At 71.4% G+C, this 16,633-nt stretch carries 13 protein-coding genes; 2 read left to right on the top strand and 11 right to left on the bottom strand.

The window, feature by feature from the left end; genetic code table 11:
• Nucleotides 1-36 precede the first annotated feature (36 nt).
• A complete protein-coding gene (locus MWU75_RS01255) occupies nt 37-2,271 on the top strand; it encodes an RNA degradosome polyphosphate kinase (protein WP_247087663.1) in 2,235 nt (744 codons plus the stop codon).
• Between the two features lie 13 nt (nt 2,272-2,284).
• A complete protein-coding gene (locus MWU75_RS01250) occupies nt 2,285-3,244 on the top strand; it encodes an NUDIX hydrolase (protein WP_247087661.1) in 960 nt (319 codons plus the stop codon).
• A 4-nt stretch (nt 3,245-3,248) separates the two neighbouring features.
• Here MWU75_RS01250 and cls read toward each other — a convergent pair whose 3' ends face one another.
• The 11 genes from cls to treY all read right to left on the bottom strand — a co-directional run bounded on the left by cls (nt 3,249) and on the right by treY (nt 16,611).
• Nucleotides 3,249-4,712, bottom strand: a complete 1,464-nt coding sequence (gene cls / locus MWU75_RS01245; RefSeq protein ID WP_247087659.1) for a cardiolipin synthase — start codon at nt 4,710-4,712, stop codon at nt 3,249-3,251.
• 30 nt (nt 4,713-4,742) lie between these two features.
• Nucleotides 4,743-5,522, bottom strand: a complete 780-nt coding sequence (gene pstB, locus MWU75_RS01240) for a phosphate ABC transporter ATP-binding protein PstB (protein ID WP_247087657.1) — start codon at nt 5,520-5,522, stop codon at nt 4,743-4,745.
• Between the two features lie 20 nt (nt 5,523-5,542).
• Entirely contained in the window at nt 5,543-6,691 is a 1,149-nt protein-coding gene (gene pstA / locus MWU75_RS01235) for a phosphate ABC transporter permease PstA (protein WP_247087655.1), read from the bottom strand.
• On the bottom strand, nt 6,691-7,629 hold the full coding sequence (pstC, locus tag MWU75_RS01230) for a phosphate ABC transporter permease subunit PstC (protein ID WP_247087653.1): 939 nt from the start codon (nt 7,627-7,629) through the stop codon (nt 6,691-6,693). The genes pstA and pstC overlap by 1 nt, the downstream gene beginning before the upstream one ends.
• Nucleotides 7,630-7,742: 113 nt before the next feature.
• Complete coding sequence (gene pstS, locus MWU75_RS01225; protein ID WP_247087651.1) at nt 7,743-8,921, bottom strand: phosphate ABC transporter substrate-binding protein PstS; 1,179 nt, start codon at nt 8,919-8,921, stop codon at nt 7,743-7,745.
• A gap of 207 nt (nt 8,922-9,128) precedes the next feature.
• Nucleotides 9,129-10,121, bottom strand: a complete 993-nt coding sequence (locus MWU75_RS01220) for an inorganic phosphate transporter (RefSeq protein WP_247087649.1) — start codon at nt 10,119-10,121, stop codon at nt 9,129-9,131.
• Between the two features lie 2 nt (nt 10,122-10,123).
• A complete protein-coding gene (locus MWU75_RS01215; RefSeq protein WP_247087647.1) occupies nt 10,124-10,711 on the bottom strand; it encodes a hypothetical protein in 588 nt (195 codons plus the stop codon).
• Nucleotides 10,712-11,038: 327 nt separating this feature from the next.
• Nucleotides 11,039-11,650, bottom strand: coding sequence for a hypothetical protein (locus MWU75_RS01210; protein ID WP_247087645.1), 612 nt, complete (start codon nt 11,648-11,650; stop codon nt 11,039-11,041).
• Between the two features lie 56 nt (nt 11,651-11,706).
• Nucleotides 11,707-13,524, bottom strand: coding sequence for a malto-oligosyltrehalose trehalohydrolase (treZ, locus tag MWU75_RS01205; RefSeq protein WP_247087643.1), 1,818 nt, complete (start codon nt 13,522-13,524; stop codon nt 11,707-11,709).
• Between the two features lie 210 nt (nt 13,525-13,734).
• Nucleotides 13,735-14,190 carry a hemerythrin domain-containing protein gene (locus MWU75_RS01200; RefSeq protein ID WP_247087642.1) on the bottom strand — a complete coding sequence of 152 codons (456 nt, stop codon included), beginning with the start codon at nt 14,188-14,190 and terminating at the stop codon, nt 13,735-13,737.
• Nucleotides 14,191-14,220: 30 nt separating this feature from the next.
• Complete coding sequence (gene treY, locus MWU75_RS01195) at nt 14,221-16,611, bottom strand: malto-oligosyltrehalose synthase (protein ID WP_247087640.1); 2,391 nt, start codon at nt 16,609-16,611, stop codon at nt 14,221-14,223.
• Nucleotides 16,612-16,633 lie beyond the last annotated feature (22 nt).

The raw sequence follows: 16,633 nt of genomic DNA, 5'->3' as shown, positions 1-16,633 counted from the left end.
GTCGCAGCTGCCGACGGTGGTGGCAGACTGGCTGACATGACCTCCAGCACCCGGTCCGTCCCGGACATCGTGGAGTCCTCGACCGTCGTCCCGCTGCCCACGATCCGCGCCCAGCGACCCCGTGCCTCCAACGGGCGATTCATCAGCGCGGCGCCGCCCGGGGCCACCGCGGGCGAAGGCACTGACGAGGCACTGCCCGGTGACCGGTTCCTGGACCGCGAGGTCTCCTGGCTGCAGTTCAACGAGCGGGTGCTGCAGCTGGCCGCCGACCCGGAGGTCCCCCTGCTGGAGCGGGCCCGGTTCCTGGCCATCTTCGCCAGCAACCTCGACGAGTTCTTCATGGTGCGGGTGGCCGGGCTGAAGCGCCGCATCGCCACGGGCATCGCCACCCGCTCCGCCTCCGGACTCGAGCCGCGCGAGGTCCTGGACGAGATCTCGATCGGCGCGCACGAGCTCATGGAGCGCCACGCCCAGCTCTACCGGGAGGTGATCGCCCCCGCGCTCGAGGGCGAGCGCATCACGCTGGTGCGCTGGGACGAGCTGACCGCCAAGGAGCAGAAGTCGCTCGGGGAGATGTTCCGCAGCACCGTCTACCCGGTGCTCACTCCCCTGGCCGTCGACCCGGCGCACCCCTTCCCCTACATCAGCGGGCTCTCCCTCAACCTGGCGGTCATCCTCATCAACCCCCAGACCGGGGCCGAGCACTTCGCGCGGGTCAAGGTCCCCCCGTTGCTGCCCCGCTTCATCGAGCTCCCCAGCGAGGACGGGCTCTACGCCACCCGTTACGTGCTGCTCGAGGAGCTCATCGGCAACCACCTGCAGTACCTCTTCCCCGGGATGGAGGTCCACGAGACCTACACCTTCCGGGTCACCCGCAACGAGGACCTGGAGGTCGAGGAGGACGACGCCGAGAACCTGCTGACCGCGCTGGAGAAGGAGCTGACCCGGCGACGGTTCGGCCCCCCGGTGCGCCTCGAGGTCGAGTCGGAGATGGACGACCACGTCCTGGACCTGCTCACCCGGGAGCTGCGCGTCCAGTCCTCCGAGGTCTACCGGCTCCCCTCACCGCTGGACCTCACCGCGCTCAACACGGTGGCCGACCTGGACCGCACCGAGCTGAGCTACCCCAACTTCGTGCCCACGACCCACCCCACACTGGCGCCCGTCGAGAGCGCTGCACCAGGCGACATACTGCGGGCGATGCGCTCCGGCGACATCCTGCTGCACCACCCCTACGACTCCTTCTCCACCTCCGTGCAGGCATTCATCGAGCAGGCTGCCAACGACCCGCAGGTCCTGGCCATCAAGCAGACGCTCTACCGCACCAGCGGCGACAGCCCCATCATCGACGCCCTCATCGACGCTGCCGAGGCCGGCAAGCAGGTGCTGGCGGTGGTGGAGATCAAGGCTCGTTTCGACGAGGAGAACAACATCTCGTGGGCGCGCAAGCTGGAGCACGCGGGCGTGCACGTGGTCTACGGCATGGTGGGGCTGAAGACGCACGCCAAGCTCTGCCTCGTGGTCCGTGAGGAGGAGGGGGGCCTGCGCCGCTACTGCCACGTCGGCACCGGCAACTACAACCCCAAGACCGCCCGACTCTACGAGGACCTCGGACTGCTCACCTGCGACGACGGGGTCGGTGAGGACCTGACCCGGCTGTTCAACCAGCTGTCCGGGATGGCCCCCAAGTCAAAGTTCAAGCGGCTGCTGGTCGCGCCGCGGTCGGTCCGCTCCGGGCTGGTCGAGCTCATCGACGCCGAGGCCGCCAAGGGCGCTGACGGGGCGATCCGGTTCAAGCTGAACTCGATCGTGGACGAGGCCGTCGTCGATGCGCTCTACCGGGCCTCGAGGGCCGGTGCCTCGGTCGACGTGTGGGTGCGCGGGATCTGTGCCATCCGCCCCGGGGTGCCCGACCTCTCGGAGACGATCCGGGTCCGCTCCGTCCTGGGGCGGTTCCTCGAGCACTCCCGGATCTTCGCGTTCGGCCGGGGCAAGACCGCGACCGTCTACATCGGCTCGGCCGACATGATGCACCGCAACCTGGACCGCCGGGTCGAGGCGCTGGTGCCGATCACCGACCGGGACCAGCTCAAGACCCTCAGCACGCTGCTCGACCGGGTGTTCTCGGACGAGGTCGCCAGCTGGCACCTGTCCCCCGACGGCCAGTGGCACCGGCACCACCTGTCCAGCGAGGGCGTCCCGCTGACCGACATCCAGTTCGAGCTGATCGCCTCCTACCGCGCCCGGCGACGGCCGGGCCGTCGCCGCTGAGGACCGGCAGACGGTGGCGACGCAGACCGAACGCGCGGTGCTCGTCCGTGCCTCGGGGGTCCTCCCGTGGCGCCTGCGGGACGGTGAGCTGGAGTTCGCGCTCGTGCACCGACCGCAGTATGACGACTGGTCCTGGCCCAAGGGCAAGCTCGAGGTGGGCGAGGAGTGGGCGGTGGCCGCGGCCCGGGAGACCCTGGAGGAGACCGGCCTGCGGGTGCGCCTCGGGCCGCCGCTGCCCACCTCCTTCTACGGCCTGGGCACCAAGGACGGACGCCCACAGCTCAAGCAGGTGCGCTACTGGGCGGGCACCGTGACCGGGGGGCACGGTCACCTCGAGCACGAGATCGACGAGGTGCGCTGGCTCGGCGCGCAGGAGGCCAGGGAGCGCCTGAGCTACCGCCGGGACCGAGAGCAGCTGGACGCCGCCGTCGAGGCCCACACCGACGGGCACCTGGAGACCTGGACCCTGCTCGTGGTGCGGCACGCCAAGGCGGTGGGGCGCGGGTCCTGGCGCGGCGTCGACCCCGACCGACCGCTCACCGAGGCCGGTCAGCGGCGGACCCGGCGGATCATCCCGCTGCTCACGGCCTACGACCCGGAGCACCTGGTCAGCTCGCCCTCGGTCCGTTGCGCCGACACGCTGGCCCCGTATGCCGTGGAGTCCGGTCTGCGGCTGACGACCCGCAAGGGTCTGTCCGAGGAGGGGTTCGAGGCGGCACCGGACAAGGCGGCCAAGCACCTGGGCGCGGTGCTCGCCCGCGGGGCGGGGACCGCCCTGTGCACCCACGGACCGGTGCTGCCCGGCATACTGACCACGCTCGCCGGTCTGGCACCTGCCGGACGGTCGGCGCGGATGCTGACCCGCCTGGCCAGGCAGGGGATGGACAAGGGTGAGGTGCTGGCAGTCCATCTGGCCGGCACCGGACCGGACGCGAACGTCGTCCACGTCGAGCGACACCGCCCGCCCGTCTGAGCGGCTACATCAGCGCCGCGGTCAGGCGGCAGACGTTGTCGATGTAGCGGGCGTGCCACGGCTGGGCGTCCCACTCCTCCAGGGTCAGCTCGCGGCACACCGCGCGGTACTCGTCATCGTTGGCCTGCAACCGGGCGACCATGCTGCCGCCGAAGCCCATCAGCATGATCTCGTAGGTCAGGCCGAAGGAGCGGAAGTCCATGTTGGAGGAGCCGATGACGCCCACCGCGTCGTCCACGGTGAGGTACTTGCCGTGCAGCACCGTGGGGGTCGGGTAGAGGTGGATGACCACGCCGGCGGTGAGCAGCGCGCGGTAGTAGGAGCGCTGGGCGTGCCCGACCAGGAACTGGTCCGCCTGCTCGCCGACGAAGAGCTCGACCCGGACCCCGCGGTAGGCCGCGGAGGTGATGGCGGCCAGCAGCGACTCGTCCGGGACGAAGTAGGGGCTGGTGATGGAGATCTTCTCGGTCGCCTGGCTCACCAGGGCGGTGAACATCCTCAGGTTGGGCTCGGTCGGGAAGCCCGGACCCGAGGGGACGAGCTGCAGGGCGTTGTCCCGGTCACCCGGGAGCAGGTCCGGCTGGTCGATCAAGTATGTCGTGCGGTCCAGCAGCTCGCCCGTCTCGGTGAACCAGTCGGTCAGGAAGACCGACTGCAGGGAGGTCACCACGTCACCGGTGACCCGCATGCTCAGGTCCTTCCACCGGCGCCCGATCTTCTCGTTCGCGGCGCTGCCGTAGGCCGCGCCGATCAGGTTGTGCGAGCCGATGAAGCCGACGGTGCCGTCGACCACCATCAGCTTGCGGTGGTTGCGCAGGTCGGGGCGCCGCCACCGGCCCCGCAGCGGGTCGATCGGCATCATGTGGTGCCACTGCACCCCGCCGGCGGTGAGGGCCTCCTGCATCTGCGTGCGGCCGGGATACTTGCGCGAGCCGAGGTGGTCCAGGAGCAGCCGGACCTGGACGCCACGCCGGACGGCCTCGAACATGGCCTGGAAAACCGGCTCGGTCGCGTCGTCCCGCGCCACGATGTAGAACTCGATGTGCACGTGCTCCCGCGCGGCGCCGATCGCCCCGGCGAGCGCGGCGAAGTAGTCATCGGTGTCGCCATAGAGCCCTTCGTCCCGCCCTGTCACGCAGGGCAGGGCGGTGAGCCGCCGGTTCATGGTGACCACCGAGGCCAGCCCGTCGGAGACCGTGACGCCGTCCGGCAGCTGCGGCAGAGGGGCGTTCACCTCGGCCAGGAGCTGGTTGGTGCGGGCCTGGACCTCGTGCCGCCGTCCCCGCACCCACGGGCTGCCGATCAGCCAGTAGAGCGGGAAACCGACCAGCGGGAGGAAGAGGATCAGCAGCAGCCACGCCGAGGACGAGGCAGGCCGGCGGTTCTCCGGCACCGTGCCCACGGCATACAGCTTCAGCCCCGTCTCCAGGACGATCCAGGCGGACGGGAGCGCCGCGAGCCAGGTCATGCGCAGAGTGTAGGGCCTGCGGCGGGCAGATCAGCCGAAGCGGCCGGAGATGTAGTCCTCGGTGGCCTGCTGCGCGGGGTTGTTGAAGATCCGCTGGGTGTCGTCGAACTCGACGAGCTGTCCCGGCTGCCCGGTGGCCTCGAGGTTGAAGAAGCCGGTCCGGTCCGAGACACGGGCCGCCTGCTGCATGTTGTGGGTGACGATCACGACCGTGTAGTCGGACTTGAGCTCGTTGATCAGGTCCTCGATGGCCAGCGTGGAGATCGGGTCCAGCGCCGAGCAGGGCTCGTCCATCAGCAGCACCTGCGGCCGCACCGCGATGGCGCGGGCGATGCACAGACGCTGCTGCTGGCCGCCGGACAGGCTCGACCCGGGCTTGTCCAGGCGGTCCTTGACCTCGTTCCACAGGTTGGCCCCGCGCAGCGACCGCTCGGCGAGCTCGTCGGCCGCGCTGGTGGACAGGCGCTTGCTGTTGAGGCGCACGCCGGCCAGGACGTTCTCCTTGATGGACATGGTGGGGAAGGGGTTGGGCCGCTGGAAGACCATGCCCACCTCGCGGCGCACGTCCACGGGGTCGACGCCGCGGCCGTAGAGGTTCCTGCCGTCGATGCTGACCTCGCCCTCGACCCGGGCACCGGGGATCACCTCGTGCATCCGGTTCAGCGTCCGCAGAAAGGTGGACTTGCCGCAGCCGGAGGGGCCGATGAACGCGGTGACTGTCTTCGGCTCGATGGCCATGCTGACGTCCTTCACCGCGTGGAAGGCGCCGTAGAAGATGTTCAGGTCGTTGATGTCGATGCGTTTGGACATTGCAGATTTCTCCATGGTGGTCAGCTCCCCGTCTTCGGTGCGAAGAACTTGGCGATCAGTCGGGCAAGCAGGTTGAGGGCGATCACGCAGATCACCAGCAGCACGGCGGCGGCCCACGCCCGCTCGATGCTGGGGTCCCGGTAGCCGGGGTTCAGCGGCCGGGTGAACATGTAGTAGGCGTAGAGGGCCAGGTTGTTCATCGGCCCGTCCACGGGGTTGAGGTTGAGGACGCGGGTGAACCCGACGGCCACGAGCAGCGGCGCGGTCTCACCGATGACGCGGGCGATGGCCAGGGTGATGCCGGACGCCAGCCCGGAGGCCGCGGTCGGCAGCACCACCTTGGCGATCGTGCGCCACTTCGGCACCCCCAGGGCCAGCGAGGCCTCCCGGAGCTCGTTGGGCACGATCCGCAGCATCTCCTCGCTGTTGCGGACCACGGTGGGGATCATCAGCACCGACAGCGCCACCGCGCCGGCCACCCCGTTCTTGGTCCCGACGCCGAACAGCACGCCGAACAGCGCGAAGGCGAAGAGGCCGGCGACGATCGAGGGGATGCCCGTCATGACGTCGACCATGAACCGGATGGCGTGGGAGAGCCGGTTCTTGGCGCCGTACTCCACCAGGTAGATCGCGGTGAACAGACCGATCGGGATGGAGATGAGGGCCGCGATGCCGGTGATGATGAGGGTGCCGATGATGGCGTGGTAGGCACCGCCGACCATCGGCGCGCCGTCCTCGGCGTAGGCCTTGTCGTGCACGCCGGTAACGCCGTTCATGGTCTGCAGGAGGTAGTCCGGGCTCAGCGCGCGGGCGCCGCCGTTCTCCACGACGGTCCACAGCAGGGAGACCAGCGGGATGATCGCCAGGACGAACGCGCCGTAGACCAGGGCGCGCATCGTGTGGTCCGTGGCCACCCGCGACCCGCTCGTGAGCCGGTAGGCCACGTTGACGCCGATGACGTAGAGCAGGTAGCCGATGACCGCCGACAGCACCAGCGACCGGTCGAGGACGGTGTGGATCAAGAGTGTGGCCAGGACCGCGCCGCCGAGCACCATCAGGCTCAGGTGGCGCGGTGCCGGACGCACCGGGGACGGCACGATGCCGCTCAGGTGGTCCAGCTCGTGGTCCATCCGGCGCGCGGGGGTGCGGTCCTTCGTCGGGGTGCTCATCAGTTGGCTCCTGAGAACTCGGACCGGCGGTCCACGATCCAGCGGGCGATGAGGTTCACCGCCAGGGTGAGTGCGAACAGGACGAGACCGGCGGCGATCAGCTCGGAGAGCCGCAGCCCCGCCGCCTCGGGGAAGTTGAGGGCGATCTCGGCGGGGATCGTCTTGTTGCCGGTGCCGATGAGGTTCCAGGTGAACGGTCCGGGCGAGAGGATGATCGCCACGGCCATGGTCTCGCCGAGAGCCCGTCCGAGACCGAGCATGGTGCCGCCGATGACGCCGGGGGTGCCGAACGGGATCACCGCGGTGCGGATCATCTCCCACTTGGTCGCGCCCAGGGCCAGGGCGGCCTCCTCGTGCAACCGGGGCGTCTGCACGAACACCTCGCGGGACACCGAGGTGATGATCGGCAGGATCATCACGGCCAGCACCAGCGCGGCGGTCAGTAGGGTCCGTCCGGTCGCCGAGCCGTCCGCGAAGAAGGGGAGGAAACCGAGGTTCTCCTCCAACCAGCCGAAGACGGGGACCAGCTTGGGGGCGAAGACCTGCATGCCCCACATGCCGAAGACGACGCTGGGCACCGCGGCGAGCAGGTCGATGACGAACCCGATGGTCTGGCCGACCCGCCGCGAGGCGTAGTGCGAGACGAACAGGGCGATGCCGACGGCGATGGGGGTCGCCACCACCATCGCGATGATCGACGCCACGACCGTCCCGGCGACGAGCGGCCAGACGTAGGAGACGAAACCCTGCCCGCCGGTGATCTCCTCGGACTCGGATGCGAAGACCGGCAGTGCCTCGACCGTCAGGAAGATGGCGACCCCGGCCAGGATGACCAGGATCAGCAGTGCCGACGCCCGTGAGGTGCCGCTGAAGATCACGTCGCCGACACGGCGGGCGGGGCCGCTGCGCCGGGGCGTGCGGGTGAGTGTCTCGCTCATCTCATTCCTTGCCTGGCGCGACCGTTCCGGTCGCGCCGGTGCGACGGCCGCCACGGGTGGGTGGCAACCGTCGCCTCAGTGCGTAGGTGCTGGGGGTGCAGTGGGTGCTCCGATCAGCCGGCGTCGATGGAGTCCAGCGACTCCTGGGCCTGCGTGCGCAGGGCCTCGGAGATCGGGGCGGAGCCGGCAGCCTCGGCGGAGGCGGCCTGGCCCTCCTCGGAGATGACGTAGCCGACGAAGTCCTTGACCAGCTCGCCCTGCACCGGGTCGTTGTAGGTGGTGCAGACGATGTGGTAAGAGACCAGGACGATCGGGTAGGCGCCGGACTCGGTGGTGTCGCGCGCCAGGTCAAGGGCCAGGTCGCCCTCCACACCGGTGTCGGCCGACTCGGAGGCGTCCACGACCTTGGCTGCGGCCTCGGGGGAGAAGGCCACGTACTCGTCGCCGACCCCGACCAGGGCGGTGCTCAGCGCGCCGACGGCGGAGGCGTCGGCGTAGCCGATCGCGTTCTCGGTCGAGCCGACCACCTCGATGACGCCCGAGGTGCCCTGGGCGGCCTCGCCACCGGCGACCGGCCACACCTTGTCCGCCTCGTACTCCCAGTCCTGCGCAGCGACCGCGGAGAGGTACTCCATGAAGTTCTCGGTGGTGCCGGACTCGTCGGAGCGGTTGACCACGGTGATGTCGGCCTCGGGGAGGTCGGCGTCCGGGTTGATCTCGGCGATGGCCGGGTCGTTCCAGGTGGTGATCTGCTGGTCAAAGATCTGGGCCAGCACGCCCGGGGAGAGGTTCAGGGTCTCCACGCCGGGCAGGTTGTAGGGGATCGCGACCGGGGAGATGTACACGGGGATGCTGATCGCGCCGCCCGGGCCGCAGAACTCCTGCGACGCGGCGTGCTCGTCCGGCGAGAGGTAGGCGTCGGAGCCGGCGAAGCCGACCGCACCGGCGAGCAGCTGCTCGCGGCCGCCGCCGGAACCGACACCGTCGTAGTTCACGGTGACGTCGGGCTGGTCCTCGTTGTAGCCGGCGATCCAGGCCGCCATCGCGGAGTCCTGGGAGGAGGCACCGGCGCCGGCGAGCGTGCCGGACAGCTCGGCGCCGGACGCCTCGGTCTCCTCGCCCGCGTCGTCCGCGGTGGTCTCCTCGTCAGCACCCTCCTGCGCCGCGCCCTCCCCGGCGGCCTCGGAGGTGGAGTCGTCGCTCTGGGTGGGGTTGTCGTCACCACAGGCGGACAGGGTCAGGGATGCCGCCATCGCGATCGCGACGGTCGAGCCAAAGCGGTTGAGCTTCACGGTGGTGTTGCCTCTCTCCAAGTGAGGGGGGTGGTCGGTGGCACGCGACGGCAGCAAACTGCTGGTCCTGCGTGCTGGCCTCGTTGCCAACCTCCTCGAACCGTAGGGAGGGCACGTGACCCGATCGGGCGTGCTGGGTGAACGCGGCGTGAACGACGTTTGAATGTGCAACGCAACCGTGTGGGCTGCGTCACGAACGGGCTCAGATCAGAGGGCGAGAGCCACCGTGCACAGGAGCGCACTGAGGGCCACGGTGGCCGGGAAGTTCACCAACCAGACCGCCACGACCTGGGTGATGACGTCCCAGCGGATGGCGGAGCGACGCCCGGTCAACCCGGCGCCCACGATCGCGGCCGTGACGGTGTGCGTGCTCGACACCGGTGCATAGAGGGCGCCCGCCAGATACTGGATGCCTGCCGTGGCGCTCTGGGCCACCGTCCCCTGAGCCGGGTCGGGTGCCGGGGAGATGATCCGGCGGCCGAGGGTGCGCACGATCCGCCAGCCCCCGGCATACGTGCCGAGCGCCATCGCGACGGCCGCCCCCACCATGACCTCCCACGGCACGCCCGGCCCCAGCTGGTGACCGCTGACGGTCAGGACCAGGAGGATCACGCCCATGGTCTTGGCGGCGTCCTGCAGGCCGTTGCCGAGGGCGACGGCACCGGCCGCCGCGACCTGGGCACGGCGCATGTCCGGTCCCACCCGACGTCTCGCGAGGTCGCCCGCCACCCTGATCAGCACCCGCATGCCCAGGTAGGCGAGGACCAGTCCGGCCACGGGCGAGAGCAGCATCGGTAGTGCGACATCACGCCAGATGCCGCTCCAGAGCACGGTCGTCCCGGCCGCCAGCGACGCCCCGGTGAGCCCTCCGATCAGCGCCTGCGTCGACGACGCCGGCATCCCGAACCACCAGGTGACCAGGTCCCACACGATCGCCGCGACCAGGGCAGCGCCGATGATCCGGAGTCCCAGCCCCCCAGCGGGCGGGTCGATGATGGCCAGGCCGAACCTGCGGGCCAGCCCCTCCCCCAGGAAGGCGCCGCCGAGCCCCAGGGTCGCTGCCATCGTCACCGCGAGACGCGGGCTGAGCGAGCCCGTCGCGACGACGATCGCGATGGAGTTCGACGCGTCCTGGAAACCGTTGGTGAACGCAAAGATCAGCGCGAGCCCGATGACGAGGGCGACCGGCAGCCAGTCCACCCTCAGGACTCCTTGACGACGATGCCCTCGACCACGGTGGCCACCTGCTCGAAGGCACGCACTGCGTTGGCCACGTCGCCGCTCACGACCACGGTCCGCAGCGCGAGGAGCGGATCTGCTCCGGCCGCCAGCGTCTCGGTCAGCATCTCCCCCCGCACGCGAAGGGCCCGGGCGGCCACCCGGCGGAGCTCCTCCGGGTAGCCGGCCAGCTCCTCGAGGCTGCGCAGCCGCGGCATGGCCTGCGCCGTCAGCTCGGCCATCCGCACCAGCGCGTCGACCAGGGCCGCTGCTCCGTCGGGCACGTCCTCGATCCGGTGGCGGATGCCACCGTCCACCGCGCGTTCCAGGTGCATCAGGCACTCGGCGAGCGTCACGGCGAGGAGGTGGATGTCGCCCCGGTCGTAGGGCGTCACGAAGGCGTTGCGCGTCAGGTCGACGATGTGGTTGCGCGCCTGCCCGGCCTCGCCCACGAGGGCCCGCAGCCGGTCGAGCTCCTGCGCCCTGCCGACGCTGGTGGCACCGAGGCTGTCGCGCATGATGACGGCGCCGTCACGGACCAGGACGGCCAGACCGGTCAGGGCGTCGGTCAACGACGGGCTCCTGGGGGTCAGGCGAAGGCGCACGCGTCATCTCCGGAGTCTCGGCCGCCACGACGAGGTCCGTCGCTGGCCACATGCTATGCAGCCGTAGTCAGACTACCGAAACCCTCCGTTCGCGAGCAGGCCATCTGGTTCGTTGGCCTCACAGGGGGAGTCAGGTGCAGGCTCGCAGGGAAGTCGTGTGCCGGGCCGGGAGCGCCTCTCGGCGCGTGGCCGCTCGTAGCGGCGAATGTTGGAGCCCGGGGCTGCCGCGGCCCGGCACACGATGAGACTAACGGGTCTCCGGGCGGATCTGTTCCCGGGCCGGGCCGGGGTCCCTCAGCGCAGGTCGCCGCGCAGCCAGAGCTTCGCGCACGCCTGCAGGTCGGCGGCCGTCTCCTGGAGGCGGGCGGCCCGGCGCAGCTCCTCCGACCGGGAGGACTCGTCGTCGCTCTCGTGCAGCACCGCCAGACCGGTCGCCGCCACGTGGCAGAAGGCCGCCGCCCGCTCGAGTGCCACGTCGAGGTCGCCCTCGTAGACACCACTGAGGATCTGGTGGGTCAGCTCCCGCAGGTCCTCCGGCCGCGGAGGCTCCACCACTCCGGAGATCACGCGGTAGACCTCGGCATGGGCGGCCCCGGCGGTGAACGCCTGCGCCACCGCCTCCGGGGACCGCTGCACCCACTCGTCGAGGACGTAGAGCCGCCACAGTGCGCCCGGCAGCGTGCGGGCGGGGCGCTCGGACCACACCTCGGCGAGGGTCTGCAGGCCGACGGTCCGGGGCAGCTCGACGAGTCGTCGCTGCAGCTCGGGGTCGTCGCTGGCCCGGCCGCGGTCCACCAGGACGGCCGCGCTGCGGTGGGCCATCTCGGCCACCTCAAGCTGGTCGGGCGCGGCCGTGTTGGCGTCGATCGACTCAGGTGGCACGGGGATCGGTTTGTGGAACCTCACGCGCCCCAGGGTAGCCGTGACGCGCCGCCCCGGCTCTCTCGGCGGCGGGTGCCCCCTCAGTCCGCCGGCCGCTGGTCGGCGACGACGATCACCGAGTGGGCGGGCAGGTGGACCGTGTCCGCCTCGACCCGCGCCCCGGCATACTCCGCGGCAGTATGCCGTGCACCCGGCTCCCCCGGTGCCGGCACCCGGGCGGGGGACTCACCCAGGTTGGCGACGACGTGGACGCCTCCGCGAGTGAGCACGAGGACGTCGCCCTCGCGGGTCAGGTTGGAGGCGTCCAGCGGCGTGTCGAGCAGGTCGGGGAGGTCCCGGCGGAGCCGGAGGAGGGTGCGGTGCCACGCCAGCAGGGACGCGTGGGGCTCACGGGTCGGCTCGATCCAGTCCAGTCGGGAGGCCTCCACCGTGTCCGGGGACTGCGGGTCGGGGACCTGCGTCGTCCAGCCGTGCTCGGCGAACTCGCGGGCCCGCCCGGTGCGGATCGACGCGACGAGGTCCGGCTCGGCGTGATCGGTGAAGAACTGCCACGGCGTGCCCGCAGCCCACTCCTCCCCCATGAACAGCATCGGCGTGTAGGGCGCGGTGAGCAGCAGCGCTGCCCCGATTGCCGCCTGGCCGGGGGTGAGCCCGTGGCACAGCCGGTCGCCCGCCGCCCGGTTGCCGACCTGGTCGTGGGTCTGCAGGGACGCCACGAAACGCCACGGCGGGGTGACGCCCAGGTCGACCGGGCGGCCGTGGTCGCGTCCCCGGAAGGTGGAGGGGGTGCCGTCGTGGAAGAAGGGGGTGCGCGTCAGCACCTTGGCCAGGGCGCCGGGAGCAGCGAAGTCGGCGTAGTAGCCCTGCGTCTCCCCGGTCAGCATCACGTGCAGCGCGTGGTGGACGTCGTCGGCCCATTGTCCGGCCAGCCCGAGCCCGCCGGCGCCGCCGGGGCCGCGCGGGCTCACCGTGGCGGGGTCGTTGCGGTCGGACTCGGCGATCAGGTGCCGGGGTATGCCGGTCTGCCGGCTGACCTCGTCGGCGAGGGTTGCGAGCGCCTCCAGGAGGTGCTCGGCGCGGTCGTCGTGCAGCGCGTGGACGGCGTCCAGGCGCAGCCCGTCCAGGTGGAAGTCGGTGAGCCACATCCGTGCGTTGTCCAGCAGGAACGTCCGCACCTCGTCGCTGCCCGGAGCGTCCAGGTTGACGGCCTGTCCCCACGGGGTGTGGTGCCGGTCGGTGAAGTAGGGCCCGAACTGCGCGAGGTAGTTGCCGCTCGGCCCGAGGTGGTTGTAGACGACGTCGAGATGGACCCCCAGGCCACGCTGGTGGGAGGCGTCGACGAACTCCTGCAGCCCCCGCGCGCCGCCGTAGGGCTCGTGCACCGCGAACAGCGCGACCCCGTCGTAGCCCCAGCCGTGCCGCCCCGGGAAGGCCGCGACCGGCATCAGCGTGACCGTCGTGACCCCGAGGTCGACCAGGTGGTCCAGGTGCCGGGTCGCCGCGGCGAGGGTGCCCTCCGGGGTGAACGTCCCGACGTGCAGCTCGTAGAGGACCGAGCCCTCCAGTTCGCGGCCGGTCCAGTCGCCGTCCCCCCACTCGTGGGCCCCGAGGTCGACCAGGGCCGAGGAGGCGTGGACCCCGTCGGGCTGCGACAGCGAGCGCGGGTCCGGGCGCGGGTCACCGCCGTCGAGGCTGAATGCATAGCGGCCGTCGTCGCCCTGCTCGACCGGCGCCACCCACCAGCCCGGACGCTCCCCCGGCACCATCGGGCGCGCACGGTCGGCGGGGTGACCGACGACGCGGTCACCGACGACGCGGTCACCGACGACCACGTCCACGCGGTCGGCGTCGGGTGCCCACACGGCATACTGCCTCGGCTGCTCGGTCCCCTGGCTCACCACACCGATCCTGCCATCTCACCGCCGCCGTGCGACCAACTCACCGCCACCGCGCGAGCATCTCACCGCCGCCGTGCGACCAACTCACCGCCGCCGTGCGACAAATTGTGCGCCGTGGGAGTGCTTGGGCGTCGCACGGCGCACAGAATGTCGCATGGCTGGCGGGAGCGGGCGGGTCGCATGGCTGGCGGGAGCGGCCGGCGTGGGAGGTCAGCCCTGACCGCCGATGTCCACGTCGTAGGCCTCGTAGACCAGGTCGCCGCCGCGCTGCCGGTGCCGCACCAGCTGTCCGACCAGGGTCGTGGCGCGCTCCCGCAGGGTGGCGAGGTCGGCGTCGTCCGGGCCCTCGGTGTAGGCCTCGAGGCACTCGGCGATAGCCCGGTTGAGGCCGACGTGCTCACTGACCAGTCGCTCTGCCGTCGCCGCCAGCCGGGGCGCGGCGGACCGTGCCGAGTCGTAGACACCGCCGGGCCGCTCGGTGAGGTGGATGTGATCCTCGAAGTCGCGGGACAGCTCGGCCAGCGCGACCGCCACGCGCGTCCGCCACGCGCTCCCCTGGGCGATCGGCGAGGACAGCGCGTCCTCCACCTGCCGCACCGAGTCGCGCAGCTCGGCACGGTGGGCCCGCACCTGCTTCAGGTATGCCGCGAAGCTCTCTCCGGCCATGACGCCTCCCGGGTGTTGTCCACCATGGTCCTACGTCCGGACGAGGAGCGCTACGGGCAGTTCGGCGAGCAGGGCCTCGGTGGACACGGCGCCGGAGTGCTGCTCGCCGCTGAACCGCTCGGTCCACGTGCCTGCGGGCAGGTCGAGCCGTGGGCCGGGAGCCGTGCCGTCGGCGTCGGGTTGACGCACAGCGAGCACGAGGACGTCCTCGCCGCGCCCGAACCCGATGAGGTGCTCCCCGACGTCCAGCGGGGTGAAGGCCGCGGCGAATGGGGCGGGTCGCTCGCGCCGCAGCCGGACTGTCGTGGCGGTGACCAGGAGCTTCTCGTCCGACAGGTCCGCAGGTGCCTCCCCCGCGTCGAGCCGCGCCAGACGCGCGGCGCGATCCGCGAAGTCGACCGGCCGCCGGTTGTCGGGGTCGACCAGGGACAGGTCGACCAGCTCGCACCCCTGGTAGGTGTCGGGCACGCCGGGCAGGGTGAGCTGGAGCAGCTTCTGGGCGAGTATGACGGCGCGCACCCGGCCCCGGTTGGCGGCCAGTGCGGCGTCGGTCACCTCACGCAACGGTCCGTCGGCGAGCGCCGCCCGGGCCAGACCGAGCACGCGGGCCTCGTAGGCCTCGTCGACCGCGATCCAGTTGGTGTGCTCCTTGCCCTCGCGCAGCGCCTTGACGAGATAGTCGCCGAGCCGCTGCTCGTCAAGCTCCAGCCCGCTCCCGCAGTCGCCGCCGGCCCCGACCACCGTCTGCCAGACCAGGTGCGCGGTCGGGCCGTCGACGCCGTGCTCTGCCGCCGCAGCGGCAAACGCCTCGGTGCAGGACCGCCACGCCTCGGCGTCCGCCGCGACCGCGAGGAGCCGGGCCCGCACGTCCTCGCTGCGCTTGGTGTCGTGGGTGGACAGCGTGGTCATGCCGGACGGCCAGTGCTCAAGCTGATGCTCGGCCCACGCCACGAGGGCGTCCGTGCCGGCCGGCGCCGCGGGGTCGGCTCCGACCTCGTTGAGGGCGGTGAGCCGGTGCCAGCGATAGAACGCGGTGTCCTCGATGCCCTTGGCCATCACCGGCCCTGTGACCTGCTGGAAGCGCACCGCGAGGTCTCGCGCGGCGACCGGGTCGTGGGAGGCGTCGGGGGCCAGGAGCACGGCCCCGAGCGCCCGGACGGTCCCGGTCTCGTCAGTCGTGTCGCCCCGGTCGATCGCCTCCCTCAACCGCTCGGCGGACGCCGGGTCGGTGTCGCGGCCCGGCCGCACGTAGGCCCGGTAGACGTCCACGGAGACCAGCAGGTCCCGGAGCGCCGCACGCAGGTCGCTCGGGTCGCGCTCGGGCAGCACCCTGCGCGCCAGCCGCAGCAGCCGGGCGGTCTCCGGGGTCAGCAGCCGGTCCACCGCCTCGCGCTTGGCACGCGTCACGACCTCGTCCAGCGAGGGGTTGCCCCCGACCTGCTGCCAGGCGGTCGAGACCGGCTCGACCGTCGCGGTCGGGGTCAGCGCGCGCTGGAGGACTGCGTTGGCGTCGTAGCCCGTGGTGCCCGAGCACTCCCAGCCCTCCGGGAGGCGCTCGTCGCCCTCGAGGATCTTCTCCACCCAGATCGGGGTGCCGGGCAGCGCCTGGCGGGTGAGTCGCCGCAGGTAGTCGTGGGGGTCGGCGAGCCCGTCCGGGTGGTCGATGCGGAACGCGTCGATGACCCCCGCGTGGTTGAGGTCGAGGAGCAGCCGGTGGGTCTGCTCGAAGACGTCGCTCTCCTCGACGCACACCCCGATGAGGGAGTCCACCTCGAAGAAGCGGCGATAGTTCAGCGCCGTCTCGGCCTCGCGCCAGTCCGCCAGCAGGTAGTGCTGCCGCGCGAGCACCTCCGCGACGTCCCCAGTCTCTCCGGTGCCCTGCGCCACGGGGAGGACGTGCTCGTAGTAGCGGATCACCGGCTGACCGGCGGCGGGTCCCTCGTCGTCCCGGCCGGTGTCGAGGGTGAGCTCCCCCGCCGCGAGCACCTCGGTCAGTGGCGCACCGAGGACGGGCAGGCCGATGCGGCCGTCGAGGGCGTCCCAGTCGACGTCGAACCAGTGCGCGGTGGCGGACAGGCGGCCCTCCCGCAGCACCTGCCAGGCCTGGACGTTGGCCCACTCGGGGGCGGTCAGGGCCATGTGGTTGGGGACGATGTCGACCACGACCCCCAGACCGGCCTCGTGACAGGACGCTGCGAGGCGCTCCAGCGCCTCCCGCCCGCCCAGCTCAGGGTCGATGGAGCCGTGGTCCAGCACGTCGTAGCCGTGCTGGCTGCCCGGCACCGCGGTGAGCACCGGGGAGATGTAGACGTGGGAGACGCCGAGATCGGCGAGGTAGGGCACCACGCCGCAGGCGTCGTCGAGGGTGAAGCCGGCGTGCAGCTGCAGCCGGTAGGTCGCGGTGACGTCGGTGGGGCGCACCCTCTGAGTCTGTCAGCCCTGG

Source organism: Ornithinimicrobium sp. F0845 (assembly GCF_023015765.1).
Taxonomy (GTDB): Bacteria; Actinomycetota; Actinomycetes; order Actinomycetales; family Dermatophilaceae; genus Ornithinicoccus.
This window is presented reverse-complemented; position numbering and strand designations above follow the sequence as displayed.

Excerpts from the sequence above, each read along its gene's own strand:
- pstC (WP_247087653.1), bottom strand. The coding sequence starts at position 7,629 with ATGAGCGAGACACTCACCCGCACGCCCCGGCGCAGCGGCCCCGCCCGC.
- MWU75_RS01255 (WP_247087663.1), top strand. The coding sequence starts at position 37 with ATGACCTCCAGCACCCGGTCCGTCCCGGACATCGTGGAGTCCTCGACC.
- MWU75_RS01200 (WP_247087642.1), bottom strand. The coding sequence starts at position 14,190 with ATGGCCGGAGAGAGCTTCGCGGCATACCTGAAGCAGGTGCGGGCCCAC.
- cls (WP_247087659.1), bottom strand. The coding sequence starts at position 4,712 with ATGACCTGGCTCGCGGCGCTCCCGTCCGCCTGGATCGTCCTGGAGACG.
- pstB (WP_247087657.1), bottom strand. The coding sequence starts at position 5,522 with ATGTCCAAACGCATCGACATCAACGACCTGAACATCTTCTACGGCGCC.
- pstA (WP_247087655.1), bottom strand. The coding sequence starts at position 6,691 with ATGAGCACCCCGACGAAGGACCGCACCCCCGCGCGCCGGATGGACCAC.